The 20528-nt window shown below is 30.0% G+C and carries 12 protein-coding genes; 1 reads left to right on the top strand and 11 read right to left on the bottom strand.

Annotated elements, in window-relative coordinates:
• Nucleotides 1-3 precede the first annotated feature (3 nt).
• The 11 genes from pglX to KQI41_RS01680 form a co-directional block, all read right to left on the bottom strand.
• Entirely contained in the window at nt 4-3585 is a 3582-nt protein-coding gene (gene pglX, locus KQI41_RS01730) for a BREX-1 system adenine-specific DNA-methyltransferase PglX (RefSeq protein ID WP_216584699.1), read from the bottom strand.
• Between the two features lie 19 nt (nt 3586-3604).
• Nucleotides 3605-7192: a BREX system P-loop protein BrxC gene (brxC, locus tag KQI41_RS01725; RefSeq protein ID WP_216584698.1), complete on the bottom strand. Its 3588-nt coding sequence runs from the start codon at nt 7190-7192 to the stop codon at nt 3605-3607.
• 17 nt (nt 7193-7209) lie between these two features.
• Nucleotides 7210-7788 (bottom strand): DUF1788 domain-containing protein, encoded by a 579-nt coding sequence (locus tag KQI41_RS01720; RefSeq protein ID WP_154440135.1) that lies wholly within the window; start codon nt 7786-7788, stop codon nt 7210-7212.
• Complete coding sequence (locus tag KQI41_RS01715) at nt 7789-8385, bottom strand: DUF1819 family protein (RefSeq protein WP_154440134.1); 597 nt, start codon at nt 8383-8385, stop codon at nt 7789-7791. It abuts the gene before it with no gap.
• Between the two features lie 530 nt (nt 8386-8915).
• Nucleotides 8916-10853 carry a vWA domain-containing protein gene (locus tag KQI41_RS01710; protein ID WP_216584697.1) on the bottom strand — a complete coding sequence of 646 codons (1938 nt, stop codon included), beginning with the start codon at nt 10851-10853 and terminating at the stop codon, nt 8916-8918.
• A 10-nt stretch (nt 10854-10863) separates the two neighbouring features.
• Nucleotides 10864-12093 carry a hypothetical protein gene (locus KQI41_RS01705; RefSeq protein ID WP_216584696.1) on the bottom strand — a complete coding sequence of 410 codons (1230 nt, stop codon included), beginning with the start codon at nt 12091-12093 and terminating at the stop codon, nt 10864-10866.
• On the bottom strand, nt 12090-14201 hold the full coding sequence (locus KQI41_RS01700; RefSeq protein WP_342366188.1) for a hypothetical protein: 2112 nt from the start codon (nt 14199-14201) through the stop codon (nt 12090-12092). Before KQI41_RS01700 ends, KQI41_RS01705 begins: the two co-directional genes overlap by 4 nt.
• A 93-nt stretch (nt 14202-14294) precedes the next feature.
• Nucleotides 14295-16088 carry an oleate hydratase gene (locus KQI41_RS01695; RefSeq protein ID WP_216584695.1) on the bottom strand — a complete coding sequence of 598 codons (1794 nt, stop codon included), beginning with the start codon at nt 16086-16088 and terminating at the stop codon, nt 14295-14297.
• Nucleotides 16089-16391: 303 nt separating this feature from the next.
• The gene (locus tag KQI41_RS01690) at nt 16392-16961 is read right to left on the bottom strand and encodes a TetR/AcrR family transcriptional regulator C-terminal domain-containing protein (protein ID WP_154440130.1); all 570 of its coding nucleotides are present in this window, start codon (nt 16959-16961) and stop codon (nt 16392-16394) included.
• 231 nt (nt 16962-17192) lie between these two features.
• Nucleotides 17193-18341 carry a toxic anion resistance protein gene (locus tag KQI41_RS01685; protein ID WP_154440129.1) on the bottom strand — a complete coding sequence of 383 codons (1149 nt, stop codon included), beginning with the start codon at nt 18339-18341 and terminating at the stop codon, nt 17193-17195.
• A gap of 18 nt (nt 18342-18359) precedes the next feature.
• Nucleotides 18360-19655, bottom strand: coding sequence for a 5-bromo-4-chloroindolyl phosphate hydrolysis family protein (locus tag KQI41_RS01680; protein WP_216584694.1), 1296 nt, complete (start codon nt 19653-19655; stop codon nt 18360-18362).
• A 360-nt stretch (nt 19656-20015) separates the two neighbouring features.
• On the opposite strand from KQI41_RS01680, the gene KQI41_RS01675 reads away from it, so the two are divergent.
• Nucleotides 20016-20396, top strand: a complete 381-nt coding sequence (locus KQI41_RS01675) for a DUF4183 domain-containing protein (RefSeq protein WP_216584693.1) — start codon at nt 20016-20018, stop codon at nt 20394-20396.
• Nucleotides 20397-20528: the final 132 nt, after the last annotated feature.

Genomic DNA, 20528 nt, shown 5'->3' with positions numbered 1-20528 from the left:
CTTCTATATCTTAGAAAGTAAATCTGCCTTTAGAGGCTTTCTACCTTCCCCTTGAGGTACTTCTACCCCTTGGAATAAATCATAGTTATGCTTTACTCCATCATCTAAATCTATTTTTATTCTTTGATGGGCAATATGTGCTATTATTTGGTCATAGATTAAACATTCTTCTACCTGTTTATTTATTTTATCTTTTTTCTTCTTTGCAGTAGCCTTGTCTCTTGCAGGTAGTTCTGAATCAATTATAAAATCTAGTCTATCTATTTCAAACTCATACATTTTCTGTAATCTATGAAGATAATCAGTCCTAACTCTAGCTACAGTAGATATATCATATCTATGCATATATATAAGAGCCTTAAATCCATCTTGTTTACCACTGTCAAATAGCCAATAAATAGGTCGCTTCTGGTAGGTTCTCACATGGTCTTTATAGAAATCCTTTAGGAAATATCTTCTAATTGTTTGTCTAGAAGTTTCCGTAGTCTTTTGTCCTAATGTTTCTGCAATAAAGCTTAAGTTTTCCTCTAGTGTTTCTTTTCCAAATGTTATATCTACAAAGTCTACAAATCTATTGACAATATCATCTTCAAAATAATCATCATCTGCTATAACTAGAATATTATCTTTTGTGGGAATAAAAGTTTTATATCTATCTATATCAAATTCTCCACCTGCATAAACTAGCCCTTCTTCATCTAGGGAGTATCGTCCAAACATGCAACCTACTGCATAGGAAATAAAGGATTTAATATCTCTTTCTCTATTTGCTTTACTTATGGTTATATCTTTATCCTCTACTTCTGGAGTAAGCTCATCCTGAAGTCCGTAGATATCAATAAAAATTCGGTTTAGTTCTTCTTCGTTGTATTTTAGTTGGGCAAATTGTTCATTAGTGAAATCTGTCCATCTATCAAAAGCCGTTTCAATTTTATTGGCATCAAAGTCATTTTTAAATGCTGAATAGTTTAGTAATGGGTGATATTGGAAATCCCATGAAGTTTCGAAGGAATCCCAATCAGTTTTTGAGATACTCAAATTATATTTAACAAAATCTTCTATTCTTTCATAATACTTTTTTCTTTGTATGAAAGGTATAAGTCCAATAACACCACAACTAATATTTAAAGTTGGGTTAATTATATCTAATAATTCTTGGGCTACCTTAGAATTTAATAATGCTAATGCATAATACTTTTTAGTATCATCTTTAAAATAAATACAATTAGATGCAGTATCTAGAATAAATCCATGCGAAAAAAACCTTACTGAAAAATTGCTTGAATTTATTAATGTCCACGATATATGAGGTTTGAAAAAATATTGTGGACTTCTAACTGCTGACTTCGGATTGTTTCTAATTTCAAATCCTCTATTCTCCCAATTCACTATATTATTTTTATTCCCATACCATTTTCTGTATTCTCCACCTTTGTCAAGTACATTCCATTTTACTTTCCTTTTGGTAAACTCATCTTCAGATACTGCATTAAAACATATATTATTATGATTTACTTCGTACCAATTACGAATATATTGATTACCATCTCCAGTCGACATTCCGAATTTTGGAATAAATTCATAAGCTATATTATCATTCGATAAAAATGTATTTTTTATATTCTCTGACACCCAGTATGCTATAGGCACTCCTGGTATCTTTTCAAAATTATCTTGATATGTTTCATAATAATATTTACTTTCACGATTTTCTATTATTTCTAATGCTTCCATTTCCTTTCCTTCTGCATTATTAAAGTCTACCAATCTTATATAATTTCCTTTATAAGAGTTAATTCTTACATTTTTAAATACAAAAGTTGTGGACTGGACCACTTCTCCACCTATTTCTGCAAATGTTCTTGGACCTAAATGCAACATATTATATATAGTTTGATTATTAATTAACTTTACTCTTAACCTTTCAAAACTAGATAGAAACATCCATGAATGTTGATTTATCATAGCTAAATATCCACTTGGCTTTAATGTTTTTAACTCCATAAATACTGCAAATAAATCAGATTTACTATCAGAATAATTCTCATCTACATATTTAGTTAAATCCGAGTTCATACCCTTTCTGCCCATATAAGGTGGATTAGTACAAACTACATCATATTTATCACTCATTATCCTTCCCTGCTTAATGAGATTAGGTAACTTCTCTAATATATCAGACTCAAACATATCTACTGTTTCTTTATTTCTAATTTCCTCCATAATATTTTCAAGAGCATCAAAATCAATCTTTTTTACATCTAATATAGATCCATATTCCTTTGCATCATGGAAAACTTCAACTAAATATTCTATATCTTGCTTTAATTTTTTATCTACACTAGCAAAAAGCTCTATTGTTTCCTTTTGAATACCATTACTTTCTTGTATGGAACAAATATTTAATTCTATCTTTCTTCTAAATATCCTTTTATTTTTACTCCTTGCCTTCATCATTAGGGCAAAAGATGCTAATTGTCCTGCTCTGTCGTCTATATCTAGTCCATATAGATTTTTTTCTAGAATTAACCTAGGTATATCTCTTTCAGAGTAATTGGCTTTTAAGTAAATATCATAAAGTACATCAAAGCCATAAACTAAGATATGGCCAGATCCCATACTAGGATCTAGTACCTTGATATCTTCTGGGCTTAGGTTAGGGTCTTTTAGTTCATCTAGTTTTTTTTGTACTTCTCGATCCTGTTCAGCATCTTCTAAGTAATACTTCCATTTTGATTGTAATTCTTCATCTGGATGAGATTCTAACCATAGTCTACCTAATGAGTTTTCTACCATATATTTTACAATCCATTTTGGCGTAAAAAGTTGTGTAGCAGCAGGTATATTTTCCTTAGTAATTTTTTGGTTTTTCTTTAGTCCTGAAAATACTTCATCCTTCTTTTCTGAGATATAATATTGATACATCCAGCCTATAATCTCCACTTGATCTTTATAGTCATCTTCTTTGATCGAATCTACTAAGTCTCTGATTACAGATCCATCTTCTAGTAAATGGTCTGGAAGCAGTAGTTCTGTATAGTCTGATATTTCTTCAAAAACCATTGGCATAATACTACCTAATTGATTACATTGTTTTACTAATAAATATCTATATAAATCATCTGTATCATTGGAGTCTATGAGTCTATACACTATTTCTTTGTATTCATCGTAATCTTTATCTTTTAAATCAAAATCTATATTTGAAGCTTCTTTTATTATATCTGGCTCAATTTTACCTTTTTCTACAGATGAAAGCACCCTAACTCCTGTAGGAAGATATTCATTTACCTCCATAAATCTAAGGGCTATAAAACGGTTAAACCATGTATAGGCTACTTCTTCTACTATTTGCTCAAATCCTTTATCTTTTATATTAACGATTAATTTTTCTCTTTGTTTTATCTCATATCCTTTATAAATTCTACTATTCTCAAGCCCTTTGACTTTAAATCCACCTTCAAATGTCTCTATATCTTTTATTTCTTTTTTTGTAATCCCAATCTCGTAGGCTTTTTGAGTTATATCTTCAATAAGTTTATTCCTTGCTCTCACTGCAAAGTTTTTTATTGCCGATTTATCCACTTTGTATTCCCCCTATATTTTAGATGAGTTTTAATTTTGTCCCGTCATTTAATTGCTCTTGTAATGCCTTTCTTATCTGCTCTAGAACTTCATCAATATCCTCTATAGTCTCTATTACCTTGGCACCATGAAGAATATTAGTTATACTAATATTCTTTACTGTCTTTGCTTTATATTCTTCTGTTGTTCCATCATCATGAAATACTTCAGGTGCTTGTTCTTTTGATTTAGGCTTTCTTTTTTCCTTTTCTTTTTCTATTTCATCAAAACAACGAATTTTTATTCTATCTGATTCTTCTTTCATGGCTATTGCTTCATAGAAATTGTTTGCAGTATCTAAACGCTCTAGCAAATCATCAAATTTTGCTTTAAATTTATGCCCTAATTCTTCATTGAAATTATAAAGTTCAATCTCATCTAATACTATTTTTCTATCACTTTCTATTACAAGGCGAATTGGCTTACATTCTACTTCTAATAATTCAATAAAATGGTTTATAAATTCATCTACTAAATTTGGTAATCTGTGGATTTGGGAGTAAGGTTCTTTAGATTTTATTATTCCCTCAATCTGCCCTATCACTTCTCTAGTTTCGGCATCTACAACATAGGTTCTATTTTTTTCATATATGTTTAGTTGGTGTACTGCTTTATCAAATTCTTCTTTTTGATTTTTAAAGAATTTCTTTACATCAAATACTTTTTCTTCATAGTCTAATAGATTGTCCTTTAGTTCATATACTCTTTCATAAAACTCTTTTACGTCTTTTATCCTAATTATTTCCTCAAATAGTTTTTCTCCATTTTCTAGTACATCTTTTCCAGGATAATATTTATTATTTTTATATTGCTCAACTAAAAATTGAATACCATAATCATTTGTGTCTACATTTCTCATTTTTAGTTCATTTGTACATAAATCTTTAAATCTTTTCATTAATCCATCTTCATCACTAGGTAGTGCTGTGATTCCAAATAATTCTTTGGCTAAATCTCTAGCATTATTAATATATATAGGAGGGGTTTTTATTCTCTTTTTAATAACTAATCTATCTTGATATTCTCTTTTCGTTAAATAATCTATTATATTTTTATCTGCCCAATTTAGGTATTCGCTACCTAATTCAAGCCTTACCTCTTGTTCTTTAAATAATCTTAGTACTATTCCCTTGATATCCATGTCTTTCCAACCATAGGGTGCTTTTTCATATAGGTTCACAATAGATTTTAGTGTCATAGGAATATTTCTTTCCGTATTTCTTTCTATATAGTTGTCTACTTCATCTACCGCCAATTTATTAGGAGTATCATCGGTAAGTTTTACCTGAATATTATCTTCTAATAAAATATCATTTAAATCTTTGTTACTTTCTATAAAAGTAGTTATATAGTTTAACTTACTATACATACTCTCTATAAGAAGTTTAAAGCCTTCATTGATTCGTTCTGCCGGATTTTTTGACCTTATTTCAAGTTTTTGTGAGTTTGCATAAAGCTCAGCTGACCTTAGTGCTTCAATTAATAAATTCGTTACTCTCTCTTTTCTTTCTGTAACTTCTCTGGATTTTCTTATTCTTATTTCCTCTATTTCTAAAGTAGAAGTAGATCCTCCCTTTCTTAATAGATAGGTTTGTATCTTTAATATATCTTCCATTTCTTCTAAAAATGTGGTATCCATAGGAAGTTTTACAATTAAATTATTTTCTCTAGCAGACATCATCTTTAACTCTTGTTCTGTTAATTCAACTCCTGTATCATAGTAAGGAGTAATTATTTTCAGACCCATTTCAAATTTTTGAGATGATAGTAATCTATCATCTATAATCTTATTAAAGTCAAAATGATATCTGACGTTATATCTATACTTTTTTTCATTGTAGATACCATCAAAAATTTCTTCACCAATTTTTAAAATTGTATCGCCCATATCAATTACAATATGCTGTATCTCTTTATTTACATCCTGTTCTTCATGAGTAAGGAATATATATTCATTACCATTCTTTTGAATTAAGGTTTCTTTTAGTAATCTCTTTAAGGATTCTTCAATTTTCTTTTTAAGTTCTATCTTATCCTCATCAATATTATTAACCATTAATGTGGCTATATTTTCTATATTTGAAGGAATCTCCTTTACATATTTAATTAAAAATAGCAGTTTTAATACTTCTATGTCTTCTTTAATTAAACGCTCATTATCTTCTGCTTTTAGGATAACACTTCGAATATTAGAATCTAGGAATGCTTCTACAGTTTCATAAAATGCTGAAAAAGGTACAAGAACTCCTATATCTTCTTTCATATATTTAACTGCTGACTCTTGAAAAGCACTAAGTAAAGATCTCTCCCCTTCAGATAAATGTTTTCCACTTGCTCCATGAAGTCTGATACCAGTAAATACTGATTGTAATAGATTGAACTGATATGGGACAAATGGATATACTTCTGCAAAATCCTCTTCATTTTTATAGGTTTTCATCTCTGCAGTATCCGTAGAAAATGTAATTAGGTTTTTTAGTATAGATTCTTTGTCCTGATATTTTAGTCTTAAGGTATCTTTTGCTACATCAGTCTTTCTAAGTATTCTTTTCTTTATAACTTCGTCTACATTAGCAGATGATAAATTAAGTCTAGTATTAAATCTTCCTTGGATTTTTGAAAAGTCATTGCCTTTTATTTTGGTTATAGAATCTATGTCTTGTTGAGAAGTCACAATAACCCATGCCTTTCCTCCACAATAAGTGCCTAAATCTTCAACAACGGTTTGTAGATTTAACATTAATCCAACATCATCACCAATATATTGTCCGATTTCATCTACTAAAAATACTACATGATGGTTATTCCCTTTTGACTCTATGTATTCATTCACTCTCTGAGCAAATTTTTCTATACTTAGGGAATAATTTTCTTCTGCTTTATTGAACCAATTTCTTGCTGATTCTTCACTCATTTTTGTGGTAGTTGATAATGCACCTATAATATTATCTTCCTCAAAGTAGAAGTCTTCCCTAGCATCAATCCATTTACTTCCTGATAGTTCTTCGAACTTATTTTGGAAAGCTTCGTAAGTCCCATCCTTTACCATTTGTCTTTCTAGATCTGCTAGCCAAGGTAAAGAAGCACAAAATCCTTGCATTTCATTAAATACCTTCATAAAAACTTGTACAATCGCATCTTTATTTGATTTGGAAGTAGAGTCTGCCTTAGAATCTATATTGAATAGAATAACATCTGTTTGTTCTCCCATATCACCAACCTTTTTCATATCTGCTAATGCTATTGAATCATCTATCTTATCATCAAAATAAGATGTTGCTCTTTTTCCATCTATCTCTTTGTTTTCCAATAGATAAGATGCTATCTTAAGCAAGTGACTCTTACCCGAACCAAAAAAACCTGAAATCCATATACCCATTTTATCAGTGTAGTCATTTAGTCCCTTTTTGTAAGCCTCAAAAAATGTATCTAAATGCTTGCTTAGTTCCCTGGTAACTACATACTCTTCTAGTTCTTGTTTAACATTAGTATCATCTTCTTGTCCAATCTTAATTACTCCCTTGATGTCTCTATCAATTTCCTTGTAAAACATTTTTCTAATTTCCATATTTAAGCTCATCCCCTTTAGCTTTCAATCAGTTTAAATGCTCTATAGTAATTATCATCCTTTATTTCATCAAATAATTTTAACTCAAGACCATCATATACTCCTGGGAAAAACATAATCAACGGTACATCCTCTACTACTGAATGTAAGGTATTTAATACTGTATGAGAACGAATGATTGGCCAGACTTTTCCTACTCCTGTTAAAAATATAATATTACCTTCCTTTATCTTACCTCTAATATATTCAACAACTAAATCATTCTTTTGGGTCAATCTAAGGGTTTTTTTTATAGCGTTAATACTGTATTCTGTCCCTTTTTCTTCTTCCATTTCAAAAGTTTTAATCAAGTAGTTTTTGCTTTCTAATATTTCGAGCATAATTTCATACAAATCAAATTCTTTGATATATAATCCCGTGCCTCCAGTATTAATTTTATTTTTTAAGAATTTAATATGTTCTCTTACAATAAATTCGTCGGATGGCTCATAATCAAAAATATGAAATCCTATTTCATTTCCTAAGCCTTTATTTTCCCTGAAACTCTTTTCTTGTAATCTTGGAAGAATTTTATCTAATCTCTTGTAAATATCCATTTATATCTCTCCTAACATTGCTTCTAAATAAGATAAATCCCCTATATTTTTTAGATGTTCCATAACTTCCTCTTCTATAATTTGGAGAAGGATTTCAATTTCTTTTTTGCTGTTTCTAATAAATCCTGCTTCTGTTAATATCCTTTTGTATACCTGACCTAATTTATAAAATGTATAATCTTTCCATGATGCAATCTTTTCACTCTGCTCTGCTTTTCTTCTAAAAAATATATTGAAATCCTTATCAGTTAGGTTCATATCATTTAGCAAAATCTTCTCCTTATAAACTTCTCTCATAAACTCAAAGAATAATCTATCTGTTTTAAGAATACTATATAAAGCCAACTGCTTACTGGTCTGCAAACTACCATTTACGATTTTATCCATTGTAAAATCGTCTAATACACTAATTCTATTTGTCACTGTTGAAGCAATTTCTCTTTTTCGGGCTTCTGTATTTACTGAAAATATATTTTCTTCTATTGCTTTGTTTTTTATATGATCTATAGTAAATCCCTTAATTACCAACTCTATAGCCTTTTTCAATTCTAAATATAAATACGGTCTAGACTTCAATATTGAAGTATATTGTAACATAATTTACCATCACTCCTTTTAAATGGTCCACTTTATTCTTTATTATATCAGTTATATGATTATTTGTCTTAATTTTTGAAAGTTCTTTCTTGATAAAGTTACCTACCCATAAAACAAAAAAATGCCCATGATAAGGTCTACCAGGCTTACCATGGGATATATCTACAATTATACTTCATATCTTTTATTGCCTATTTCATACTTATGTCTATTTAATAGCTTAGTATTAGCTTTTAACATAGGTTTCTCTACTAAAACATTTATATCAATTACCTCACTAACAGTATTTTAATGCTCCAAATTATATAATACATCATCAAAATAATCATTAATCAGATTTACTCCATCATTATTCATAAATCTACCAATGAAGAGTCTGTTGCACCTTTAAATAACTTTTCTGCCGATATGATTTTTTCATCACTATCATATGCTATAATTCCAAAAACTTCTTGATGGTTTGGTATTAATACTAATGTACCTCAGTTATACTCATTATGTTTGGCAATACCACTCTAACACTTACCCAACTAATTATTAAAAATAGACTTCATGTTTTTTCCTACAGCTTTTAGCAGTTCTCTGGGTAATTTTTCTACTTCTTCACCGATTATTACTCCATGTGGTTCTTTATATCCTTCATTCCATACAAAGTTAAATACCTTTTCATTTACTTGATTATTTTTCCCTATTTGAAATCCATATACTTCCACATTCTTAGATAATAATTCCTCCACAGCTTCCTTTGCTAATCCCGGAAAACTAGATGCACCGTCTGTAACTTGAAAGACTATCTTTATTTGATTTCCCTTTTTAAGTTCTCTTGCCTGTCTAGGTGTAATCCTATTGGATATTTCTTTTAGACAACTTCCATCATCAGTTGCTCCATCTGTTCCATCTAATCTTACAATGGAATGAATTATTTCACTTTTTTCCTTTTCCTGTAAATTTTTATGATTAAATTCTTTAACAGTATAATATTTACTTCCAAAAAACCAAGTTTCACTTAAAACTTCAATTTTTTGATTCAACTGTTCTGAGTTATCTTTTAAATATCTATTGAAATCATCTATTGATAATAGTGTTACTGCCAATGCCTTCCTTGCTGCCTCAATTTTCCTAGAATCCATTGAGCCTGAATTATCTATAACAAAAGAAATCTCTATTCTTTCAGGCAATATATTTGTTTGAGATTCTAGAAGGTATCTATTGAAAATCGGGAGGTTTTTATAGTTTCCCTTTTTCTCTGCTTCAATAAAATCTGGATAAAAATTAATCAAATTACCTATATCCAGTTTTCCCTTTATTTCATGGTCTTTTTTTACACTTATTTCTTCCTTAGCATCTCCTATTAATTTTTTCCAAAATTGACGCATTTCTTCTCTTTCTTTTTTCATCTTATTTGAATAAAACTGAAATAACTGTTGATCCCCTTGGCTGATTCCATAGCATTCTAAATCCATTTTATTATTCATCATATTTTCTACGCTGGAAACCATCTGATCTTGCTGTTCCAACATTTCCTCTAGAATCCTTTCTACTTCTTCATAGGTAAATTCCAAAGACTCTTGTACTTCATCTATATCATCCTGTTTAAAGGGGTTTTCTCCTCCTTTTATACTTTCCTCTTTACCTTCCTTTGATTTATAAAATATCATTTCATCAATTTCTTGTTTCCATAATTCTTTAAAAGCGGGAAATATAAAAGATTTAATAAATGGGTCCCTTTCCATAATTCCTTGCTCATTATTTATCTGTCTCATTAACTGATAACGAACAAAGTCAAAAAAAGGTTCATTGAAAATCTTCCTATGAAATGGATTTTCGACACATTCTTCAAATTTAGGCTGAATTTTATATAGTTCAATAATTAAAAAACTGTTTATAAAAGCCCTATGTTTAGGCATTTCTGAAATCCATTCAACAGTCTTACCTATTTCCTTCATATATAAAATGATTTTTTCAAAATTTTCCTCATCTCTGTATATGGGACATAACTGTAAAACCCTCAAGAAAGACACATACTTATCCAAGGAATATAATAAATCAAGAACTTCTTTTCTTACATAATTTGAAATAATCTTAGACTCATATGCAGAGTCTTTTTCCAGTCCTTCTTTTTTTATTCTATCTAGAATATAATTTGTCATACTGTCAATTTCTTTCTGCCAATATTTTTTTCTATTTAAATACATTCTAGTTTCTTTTCTCCAATCAGGATATAAGGCTAATTCATAATAGATATGCCACATCATTTGATTTTCATCTAAATTTTTATCTAAAAATCTAGCCAAAGGCAAATACAAAATTCCTTTGGCAGAATCTAATCTAAATCTCTCTAGCTTTTCATCAGGAATATATATTAGACTAGAATCTTTTGTAAATGTAGCCAGTGATCGTTGTTGTTTTTGTAAAAATTTTTCACAGTGTTTTGTAGATTCCTCAATTAAAGCTTGTTCATCAACCATAGTTTACCTCCTACTGATATAGAGCCATATTCCATAAATCCTGAGATGTATGAATTCCGTCAATGTTCAAAATGTTTAATTTACCTCCTATATCCATAAGCAAATATTTTGAAATACTTAATTTAAATATATTTGTAAAGAACATATCTTTAATGGTTGCCTCTTCATTTAAATACCAATTCCCAAAATTCTCTTCAAATAAGTATATAATTCCATCTTCACTTAAAACTACAGCAGTACCTTTTTCAGATTGAAGGTCAAATAAATTTCCTGTTAAGTCATGATTTTCTAATATTGTATCTTCATATAAAGAAAATATTTTACATTGTCCTTTGTTTCCAATTACCATAAGAGATTTCTTACTACCTTTTTCATCCTCTAAATACTTGATTTTTCTTATTCTATTATGAAATACATCAGTTTCTCCTAAGACTCTAAGCTGATCACTTTCATATTTAACAAAATACATTATTCCATCTTTTGTTCCAACTACAAAATAGTCCTTACTTACTTTTTCCATAGCAGTCCAATTTGGAATAATACAAGATATATCTGTATGAATATTTAAGGAATATTCATCCTTTTTCTTCACTATTTCAAATAAAGTTAATGTATCTTCTTCATTACCTGTTACAAATAAATTATCTCCAATCTCTAAAGTTCTTCCAAATCCTTTAAAATCACAATCTTTTTGGATTTTTTTAACTTTAATCTCTTCGTTAATATCTGGCAGTTTATCAAAATCATCACTTGAAAGTATATAACATCCTCCTTTTACGCCTAAAAGGAGGATTTCTTTATTATTTAGTTTATATATAGATGAAATTCTTTCTTTTATTTCCTTTATAGGTAGACTCCATTCTACTGCTATTTCTTTTTCTTCAGATGTTTTTTTGGGAATATCTATATAAAAAAATTGTACTTTACTATTTATACTACTGGTAATAAAAAGATTTTTATTAATTCTTAATATATTTTGTGGAAATCCATAAGAACTGAAAGACCCTAATTCTTTTATGGGAATTACCTTCATAGAAGTTTTTTTAATATTATCTACATAAGTTCGGTAATATGGAATTAAATCACTTAATAGACTATCCTCCATTTGTAAGAGTCTTTTTAATCTATCTTCAAAATCATTATCTAAAATACCTGTTTTTTTACATTCCTCCAGCTTATTTCTTAAATTTTTGACTTCATTCTTAAAAAACTCTTCATCTATAGACAAATTTACTTTCATTTTTTACCTCCATTATCCTCTAAATATTCCAGTAGGTTCTTTGAATGTTCTAAATGAAATAATTGCTGGTCTAATTCTTGATATTTTTTTACATCAATCTGTTTTAAATTATCTATATTATCTTCAAAGCTTTTTATTAACTCTTTTGGTAAAGTTTTTCTGATAGGTCCTTTGCCAAATATAAGGTAAATTACATCTAAATAGCTCAAGGTTTCTATTTTAGGGCGAATATAGTTGTATGGACGGGTACGAATTTCTTCATAGGTAGTTGTACCTCCTCCTATGGCTTTTGTTTTAACATTCCATCCTTCATTTATAGGAAAAAATCCAAAACGAACTGCTTGTGATAAAATATAGTTTTGGTCATCAGCATAAGTAATTGAACTTATAAATCCATCCCATAAAGCTTTGCTTAAATCCTTCTCTTCTCCTTGATTCCAATTATCTAAAACATGCAGAATATTACGAACAGATAATACAGATTCTCTTAACTCTAAATCTTCTATTCCAGAATCACTATGATCTTCATTGTCATTCCATTTGCCCATAAAGACGTTTTGTGTCACTTTACATAATTGAGAAAATCTAAATAATTCTTCTAATGTTCTTTTAGGATTTGGAATATGAATATTCCCATTTTTATCAGCTAATCCTGTAATTATCACTCTAAAAAGTTGGTTTATTTCTAGGAGTTCTTGGTCTTCTAAAGACCCAATTACACTTTGAGGTATATAATTGTATTCAATAGTTACAAATCGTGATTTAAAAGCTGGATTTAATTCATTTGTTCCTTCATAGTTAACCATTTGAGTTGATAGATTCCCTGTACCTATAAATCCAAAGCCATGTTTAATTACTACTGGACCAACTCCTGTAATATAAGCTGTACTTCCTGCATGACGCTGTAATATATCATTTAATCCGATTAAGTTTTGCATTGCAATTGTATTTAATTCATCTACAATTACAGTACGCCCTTCCTTTACTGCAATTAAAATTTCTCTTTCTATTTTTTTGATTTCAGTACCAAAAGCACTATTTCTTGCCACCAACAAATCAGAGAAACTTTTCCATATCTGAATTTTAAGCTGTAATTGCTCTTCGTCAGTCATCTTATCTAATCTTTCTTTATGCTTATCCATCCACTCATAAAAATCTTCTATAATCATATTGAGATAATCTGAAAAGGAGCCTTGAGAAAAACTATGGTTAAGAGATAAGGTTTTTTCTACAAACATATCTTCATAAGTTAAATTATGAGATCCGGATATGAATAATGGCTGTAATGCTTCTATTTCCTCTTTACTTCCATTTATCAAAATATTTTTATAGTAATTTTTTCTTTCTTCATTGAACTCTCTAAACTTCTCAATGGCATCTTTTTCTGTTGCATTTGGATTTAGATAAAACCAATTCTCCATTTTATCCTCTAATTCACTTTGCACCTTATTTTCAATAGTAAAATCCAAAGCTGCTTCAGTTGCTAATTGTGTTTTTCCACTTCCTAAATGTCCCACAATATATACAGGAGTTCCCAAATTCAAAGATTCCATTACTTTTTGTTTTGCTTTGGCTACATATGGAACATTTACTAATCGCTGTTGTTGTTTGTTTTCTATATCTCCTATTAATTGATTTTTATAATAGTACTCCCACCCTTCTGGAGAAGTATCTAGTATGTTTTCCAACTCTTTTTCTAATCTTTTTATAGAATCAACTCGATACCTTGTAGCTGAGTTACTTCCATAATGACCAGAGCCATTTTTTTCTTTATTGACTCTTCTTTCCCAACGAAGAAAGAACTTTTCATATTCAATTAAATTTTGAATTTCCTCTATTTCCCTTGCTTTATTCCCTGTCTCTTCTTCTACATATTTTTTATATCTTTCATAATATACATTGTCCTTTTTAGAATCAAAGGAGATTTTATCATCGATTTCCTCCAGCCTTCTAAATGTTTTAAAAAATAATCCTTCTTCTTCTATCTTTTTATTATTTTCGTATTCCCATAATCTTAAAGCTTCCTTTCGCAAATCTTCTTCATACCAGTTTTCCATTTCACCTATGGTAGGAACATAATCTTTTTTAAGACTCTTCTCTTTATTCACAAAAGTTTCCTCCTTCAGTAGTAAATAAATATAAATTAAAATCCCGACTTTGAAAATTCGGGATTTTAATTAAATTATTAAGTTTAAATGTGATTAAAGAATTCCATATTCTTTCAATAACACTTCAATTTCTGTTCCTGCTATTTGTTGTGCAATCATCTGTTTAGTCATTGGTGATAGATTCACTTCTGGTTTCTCACCATCTAATAAACATTTGCCTGCATTTAATAAATAACGTATATCATATCTTGAAGCATAAACTTCAGGAACTCCTTTTTCAACTCCAGTTAAAACATATACTGCCTCCATAGCTGTACGTCCTGAGTATTCAATAGTAAATACTGTATCACGTCCTGGATCATCTAGAGTTTCAGCAAATTGTCCAAGGAAAGCAAAGTTTACTGCATTCTTTGGTACAACATATGGACGATCTCCAAATTCACGAGGCATAAATTGAGATGTGATATATGGCATCATAACAGGAACTGCAGTACAAGATCCTGCTAACTCTTCTATTTCCTCTGTAGGAACTCCTATATGATATAACCACTCTTTTGTGATTTCCTTACCAGTACAATCTCTCATAGGTTTCTTAATATAGTCTCCAGGAGTATCGGAGAATAAACCATATACCCAAACAACAACATCCTTTTCAGGCTGTCCATAATATTGTTCTTGACGATTTATTGTCCAGCTCATTAACCATGAAGAATCAAGGGCTGTTACTATACCACCTGTTACAGTACGTCCGCCATATGGAGAACGTTTTGTAATTTTTTCAATATATGCAGGAACACGTTCATCATGACAAGTTACTGTACAAGACTCCCAGTTAGACTTTTCTGGATCTGTACAGAATTTATCTGGCCTTCCAAATTCATCTGATTGAGCTGCTATATTTCTCCATAACTTCCAACATCCACCTATTTCTTTATTAAATGGAGCAGGAGTGTTATCATCACCATATCCAGATCCTTCAGTCATAGAACCATTAGTAATAAATACTAAATCATTTTCTGTTAAATCAATAGATACGTCTTTTCCATCTTTATCTTTTGCCACTATTTTCTTTGCAACTTTTTTATCCTCTGAAATTAGGAACTCCACATTATCAACGGTAATTCCATATTTAAATTTAGCACCATGGTCTTCTAAATATTTAACCATTGGTTTTACAAATGAAGTATATTGGTCATGACGTGAGAATTGTAAAGCTGAAAGGTCTGGAAGTCCCCCAACATGATGAATAAAACGGTTCATATATAGTTTCATCTCTAAAGCACTATGCCAGTTTTCAAAAGCAAACATAGTTCTCCAATATGTCCAGAAATCACTATTTAATAGTTCATCAGAAAAAATATCCTCAATAGACTTATCTTGAAGACTATCATCTGACATCATGGTAAAAGTAGCTAATTCTTTTGCTAATTCTTGACCTAAATTAAATTTTCCATTGTCATAGCGTTCACCTTGGTTTTTAGTAATACGACAATTGCTAGAATTTGGGTCATCATAATTTGTATAATAGAAGTGATCTAACACAGTCATATTAGGGTCTTCTGTAGATGGTAATGAACTAAATAGATTCCATAAAACTTCAAAATAATGTCCCATCTCACGTCCGCCACGTGCTACATAACCTGCATTTTGACGAACTGCTCCATCTAAAGAACCTCCTGGAATGTCTAATTGTTCTAAAAATGTGATCTTGCTGCCATCCATATGAGCATCACGAATTAAAAAACAACCAGCAGCCAATGCTCCAATTCCTGTACCAATTAAATAGGCTTTTTTGTCTTCAATTCCTTTAGGTTTTCTTGCATTTACTAAAGTATGATAAGTTCCATTTGTAAGTTTAAGTCTATCATCATATGTCTTTAATTTCATTGTATCTCCCTCTTTCTTAATTTTTTTGATATTCTTCTAAATCCTATTATCAATTTGCAGTTCTTCTCTGTTCACTCCATTAGCATGCCAATATGGTGTAATAAATAATAAGTCCTCCTTTTGAATTATGAATACTTATTATTTATAAAGTTTGTATAAATCTATAATATAGGTTTTTTATATCTTTTTCATTAGATAAACAAACCGCAGTGTTCGAAATTCGAACACTGCGGTTAATTTGTCTAATTTTTAGGCATTAAAGTTAAAATGTCTGATGTGGGAGGATTCTCTTATTATTTTTTACTAAACATCATTTAAACCAGCACTTCGTTTAAGTGATAACTCTATGTTTCCATCAAAGAGATACCCGATTCGTCTGATTATAATATCAGGGTCTCCCTTCATTCCAGAAGCAATCCAGCGTAGCACCATTTCAGTGAGGGCACACTGATAAAAAGAAGCAATCAGTTTTCTATCTTCTGAAGAAGCTGAGATACCATCACTTACTTTTTCAACATACCGCATCATGACATTCCCCGATACATTGTATATATAATTCACTAATTCTTCTCTCTGCATGGAATTATACACATGATAAACAGCCGCTCTGTTTTCTAAAGCAAATTTAGCAGCCACAATAAAGCTCTCCTCCCAGGAAACTGTATCATTATATTCATCAATTACTGTCTGAAGCTCCCTTTGGAATATCTCTGACAAAAGTGCATATACATCTGTGTAGTAGTAGTAAAAAGTATTTCTATTGATCTCACATGCTATAGCAATATCCTTAACTGTGATTTTATTAAGTGGACGCTCATTTAACATCTCTATAAATTTCTCTCGAATAATTTCTCTAGTATATTGCTTTACCAAGACAGTCACCCCTAGTTACTTAATTTTTCCTCCTAAAGATATATTTTATCCCATTTACCTTTTTGTATTATGTCTGAAATTATAACATAGTTGTATTTTATCTGCAATTATCCGTATTTAGTTATATATTCATGGATTTAACTTCTAGACTTCTTGGCTTATTTTCTACAATTTGTATACTACTTCAAAATCTTCAAAGACTACTGGCATATCATCATTAAACGCTATTTATTAACCTCTTATTTCTAAAAGTTTAGTTTTCAATTCTTCTTCAATTCTATTTAGCTCAATTTCTGCTTCTTTTCTCTTCTGACGACCTTCTACTTGAATACGCATAACTTCATCAAGAGTAGATATTAATGATTCATTGGTAATTCGAAGTGTCTCAATATCCACAATTCCTCTTTCTGATTCTTTCGCTGTTTCAATAGTTGCCATTTTAAGTGTTTCTGCATTTTTTCTCAATAGTTGATTGGTCATATCTGTAACTTCTTTTTGAGCCTTTGCAGCCTGAGATGAATGAGTAACTCCTAAAGCTAAAACCATCTGACTTTTCCATAGTGGAATTGTATTTACAATAGTTGATTGAATCTTTTCAGCCATTATAGTATCATTTCCCTGAACTAGGCGAATTTGTGGTGCCATTTGAATTGAAATCATTCTAGTTAATTCTAAATCATGAATTTTTTTCTCAAAACGGTTACAAAGAGCAGTTAAATCATTAACAGCCTGTGCATCTTCTGGCAGACCACTGATAGTTGATTTCTCTATTAGAGCAGGTAATTCCTCAGCCTGAACTTTAGCAAGTTTCTTTTTACCTGCTAAAATATACATGGAAAGCTCTTTAAAATAAATCTTATTAAGTTCATACATTTTGTCAAGCATTGCTATATCTTTCAATAACTGTATTTGATTTTTTTCTAAAGCTTCACAAATTTTGTTTATATTAACTTCTGCTTTATCATATTTTGCTTTCATTGCCGTAAGTTTGTTAGACGACTTTTTAAAAAATCCTAAAAATCCCTTCTCCTCTTCTTCTACCTCAAAACTTTTTAATTCTGTTACAACACCAGAAAGCATCTCTCCAATTTCTCCTAAGTCCTTGGTTCTTACATTATTTAAGGCAGTCTCTGAGAAATCTGCTATCTTTTTTTGAGCTCCTACTCCATATTGTAAAACCTGATTGGATTTATTTAAATCAATCTGATTTGCAAAATCATCCACCATTTTTTTCTCCTCTGGAGAAAGCATACTTTCATCAAGCACTGGTTTTTGAATTTGCACATCCTCTTTAATTAATATATCTTTACTTAGTCCTCCTTCAGTAGAACTATCATCATCAAAAGGTTCAAAAGTCAATGTTGGAATCTCATTATTCATTTTTTATCCTCCATAGTTTTATTTTTTAACTTTCATATTTTTCTCTGTTAGTCCTTCTTGTGCAAACATGGTTTGCAGTACAGATATATCCGTGGATATATCCATTGCCACATCTTCAAACAAACTATCTAATAAATTTTCAAAGGCAAGATTAATAGTATCCATTGTATCCTCTATTTCTTTCTTGGCACTTGAAATATTTTCTCCCTCTATAGGCTGGTAATCTAATTTCCTATAGGCATCTACTAATTTTAATGTTGTTGGCAAAAAGTACTCTGTAAATTTCTTTATTTCAGAAAACTTTTCAGGATGAATTTCTACATAATCATAAATTCTTCCAGTTATGTTTTCTAATCTATCTAATTTTTGTGAGATTTCCTCTCCTGGAATTGCAATATTGGCATCTTTGATTTCTGCAACAAATTTGCGCCCTTCATCTATTGCTTTTCTAATCTCTGGTTTTAATTCATCTTTTGTATTACTTTCTTCCTGTTTCAAGCTTTCGTCCGTTGTTTTATATAGTTGTTTTTCCTGATCTTCAAAATTCTTTATTTCTATATGCTTCTGTAACTGAAGATATTGTTCATAACATTCGTTATTTAACATAAAGCAAGTATTTTTATCATCTATATGTCCCTCCGGAAACATACCTATGGTAATCATCTTACGTAAGTCTTTGACTACAGCTTTGTTACTTAATCCCGTTGCTGAAGAAAGCTCATTAATTAAACAATAATTGCGTCCTCGTAACTGTATTATATATCTTTGAAATCTTTTCAGCCTTTTACGAATCTTTCTTCCATTCATAAACAAGATTGCACTTAAAGCAAATAATGGAAAAATTCCGATGGCACCATTAAGCAATCCCCTCTCTCCATTAAACATAAATGTTAATATCAACCCAAGTACTGGTACTCCAAATATAATACTTCCGATGGATCCAAATACAGTAAACAATATATTTGACACTTGTCCCATTGGAACAGTAAACTTAGTGGGTTTCAAAGCTGATTTACTATTACGATTTCCTTGCCACTGAACATTATTATTACTATTCATGATACTGCCATTATATTTTTTTTCTTTCCTAATAGTATAAGAGTAATTATCTTTAGTCTGTCCATTATAATTTTGATTACTCCAACTTTTACTTTTATCCTGCTTCCAATCAATAGACTTTCTAACTTCATCAAGTGCACCTTTAACAATATTTTCAATGTCTTTATTTAGTCTATTAAAATCTTTGTTATTTAGTGCATTCTGTACTATATTTTTAATTTCGTCTCCTAAGTTTGAATTACTCCGTCTATTCATATTTTATTCCCCTCCATTCCCTTTCTCATTTGCTTAATACCTCTCTTTATTATCTTTCTTTTTCTTATATTATAAACCATAAGGATATTATAATCTAATAAATATTCACTACTTCTCCTATCCTTTTAAATTATAATTAATTCTTCTATTATTATATCATGAATAATCTAGATATTACAGAGTTTAGAAGTAGAGTATCTATATAATAAGAATAAAATTTATCCATTATACTTAGATTTTTACATTTCAGATAATGAAATATACTCTATGAAAAGAACAGATATTAGTAACAAATTAACAACTTGTCTAATATACTAAAATGTAAGCAGATTTAAAATATAATAGAGGAGAGAATAATCAATGGCTACTAAATTATTCAAACTTGTAATAGATGCTGTTACTACAACTGATACTGATATAAATCCAGAAATTGATAAATACTTTTATGAGCTAAGAGAAGACGAAAGAACTGCTGATACAGTTACTATTCCAGCTACTCAATTTACAGATGATACTGGTAATGTAATGACAGGTGATCTTACTACTGCAACTGCAGACAATGGATATTATATGCTATTTATAAATGGCGTATTACAGCAATCCAGTCTATATACAGTTAGTGGTGATGGATCTCAAGTTGTTATTACTGATGCAGCTACAATTCCTGTAGGTGCACCAATTACCTTAGTTGTAACTAACTTCGCTCCAGTATCCGATTCTGACACTACAGTAACAACTTAATCATCATACTGAGGATGTGCCATAACTTGCACATCCTTTATCTTTAAAATTTTATACCTATAATAAGGAACTCATTTCTTATTACATACATAGAATAATAAGAACGGCTTCTAATTAGGATACCCATTTTCC

This window comes from Tissierella pigra, from assembly GCF_018917845.1.
Taxonomy (GTDB): domain Bacteria; phylum Bacillota; class Clostridia; order Tissierellales; family Tissierellaceae; genus Tissierella; species Tissierella pigra.
The sequence above is the reverse complement of the archived record's forward strand: the minus strand, read 5'-3'. Positions and strand labels throughout refer to the sequence as shown.

Coding starts and splice junctions, on each gene's coding strand:
- brxC (WP_216584698.1), bottom strand. CDS start 7,192: ATGGAAATTAGAAAAATGTTTTACAAGGAAATTGATAGAGACATCAAG.
- KQI41_RS01720 (WP_154440135.1), bottom strand. CDS start 7,788: ATGGATATTTACAAGAGATTAGATAAAATTCTTCCAAGATTACAAGAA.
- KQI41_RS01715 (WP_154440134.1), bottom strand. CDS start 8,385: ATGTTACAATATACTTCAATATTGAAGTCTAGACCGTATTTATATTTA.
- KQI41_RS01710 (WP_216584697.1), bottom strand. CDS start 10,853: ATGGTTGATGAACAAGCTTTAATTGAGGAATCTACAAAACACTGTGAA.
- KQI41_RS01705 (WP_216584696.1), bottom strand. CDS start 12,093: ATGAAAGTAAATTTGTCTATAGATGAAGAGTTTTTTAAGAATGAAGTC.
- KQI41_RS01695 (WP_216584695.1), bottom strand. CDS start 16,088: ATGAAATTAAAGACATATGATGATAGACTTAAACTTACAAATGGAACT.
- KQI41_RS01685 (WP_154440129.1), bottom strand. CDS start 18,341: ATGAATAATGAGATTCCAACATTGACTTTTGAACCTTTTGATGATGAT.
- KQI41_RS01680 (WP_216584694.1), bottom strand. CDS start 19,655: ATGAATAGACGGAGTAATTCAAACTTAGGAGACGAAATTAAAAATATA.
- KQI41_RS01675 (WP_216584693.1), top strand. CDS start 20,016: ATGGCTACTAAATTATTCAAACTTGTAATAGATGCTGTTACTACAACT.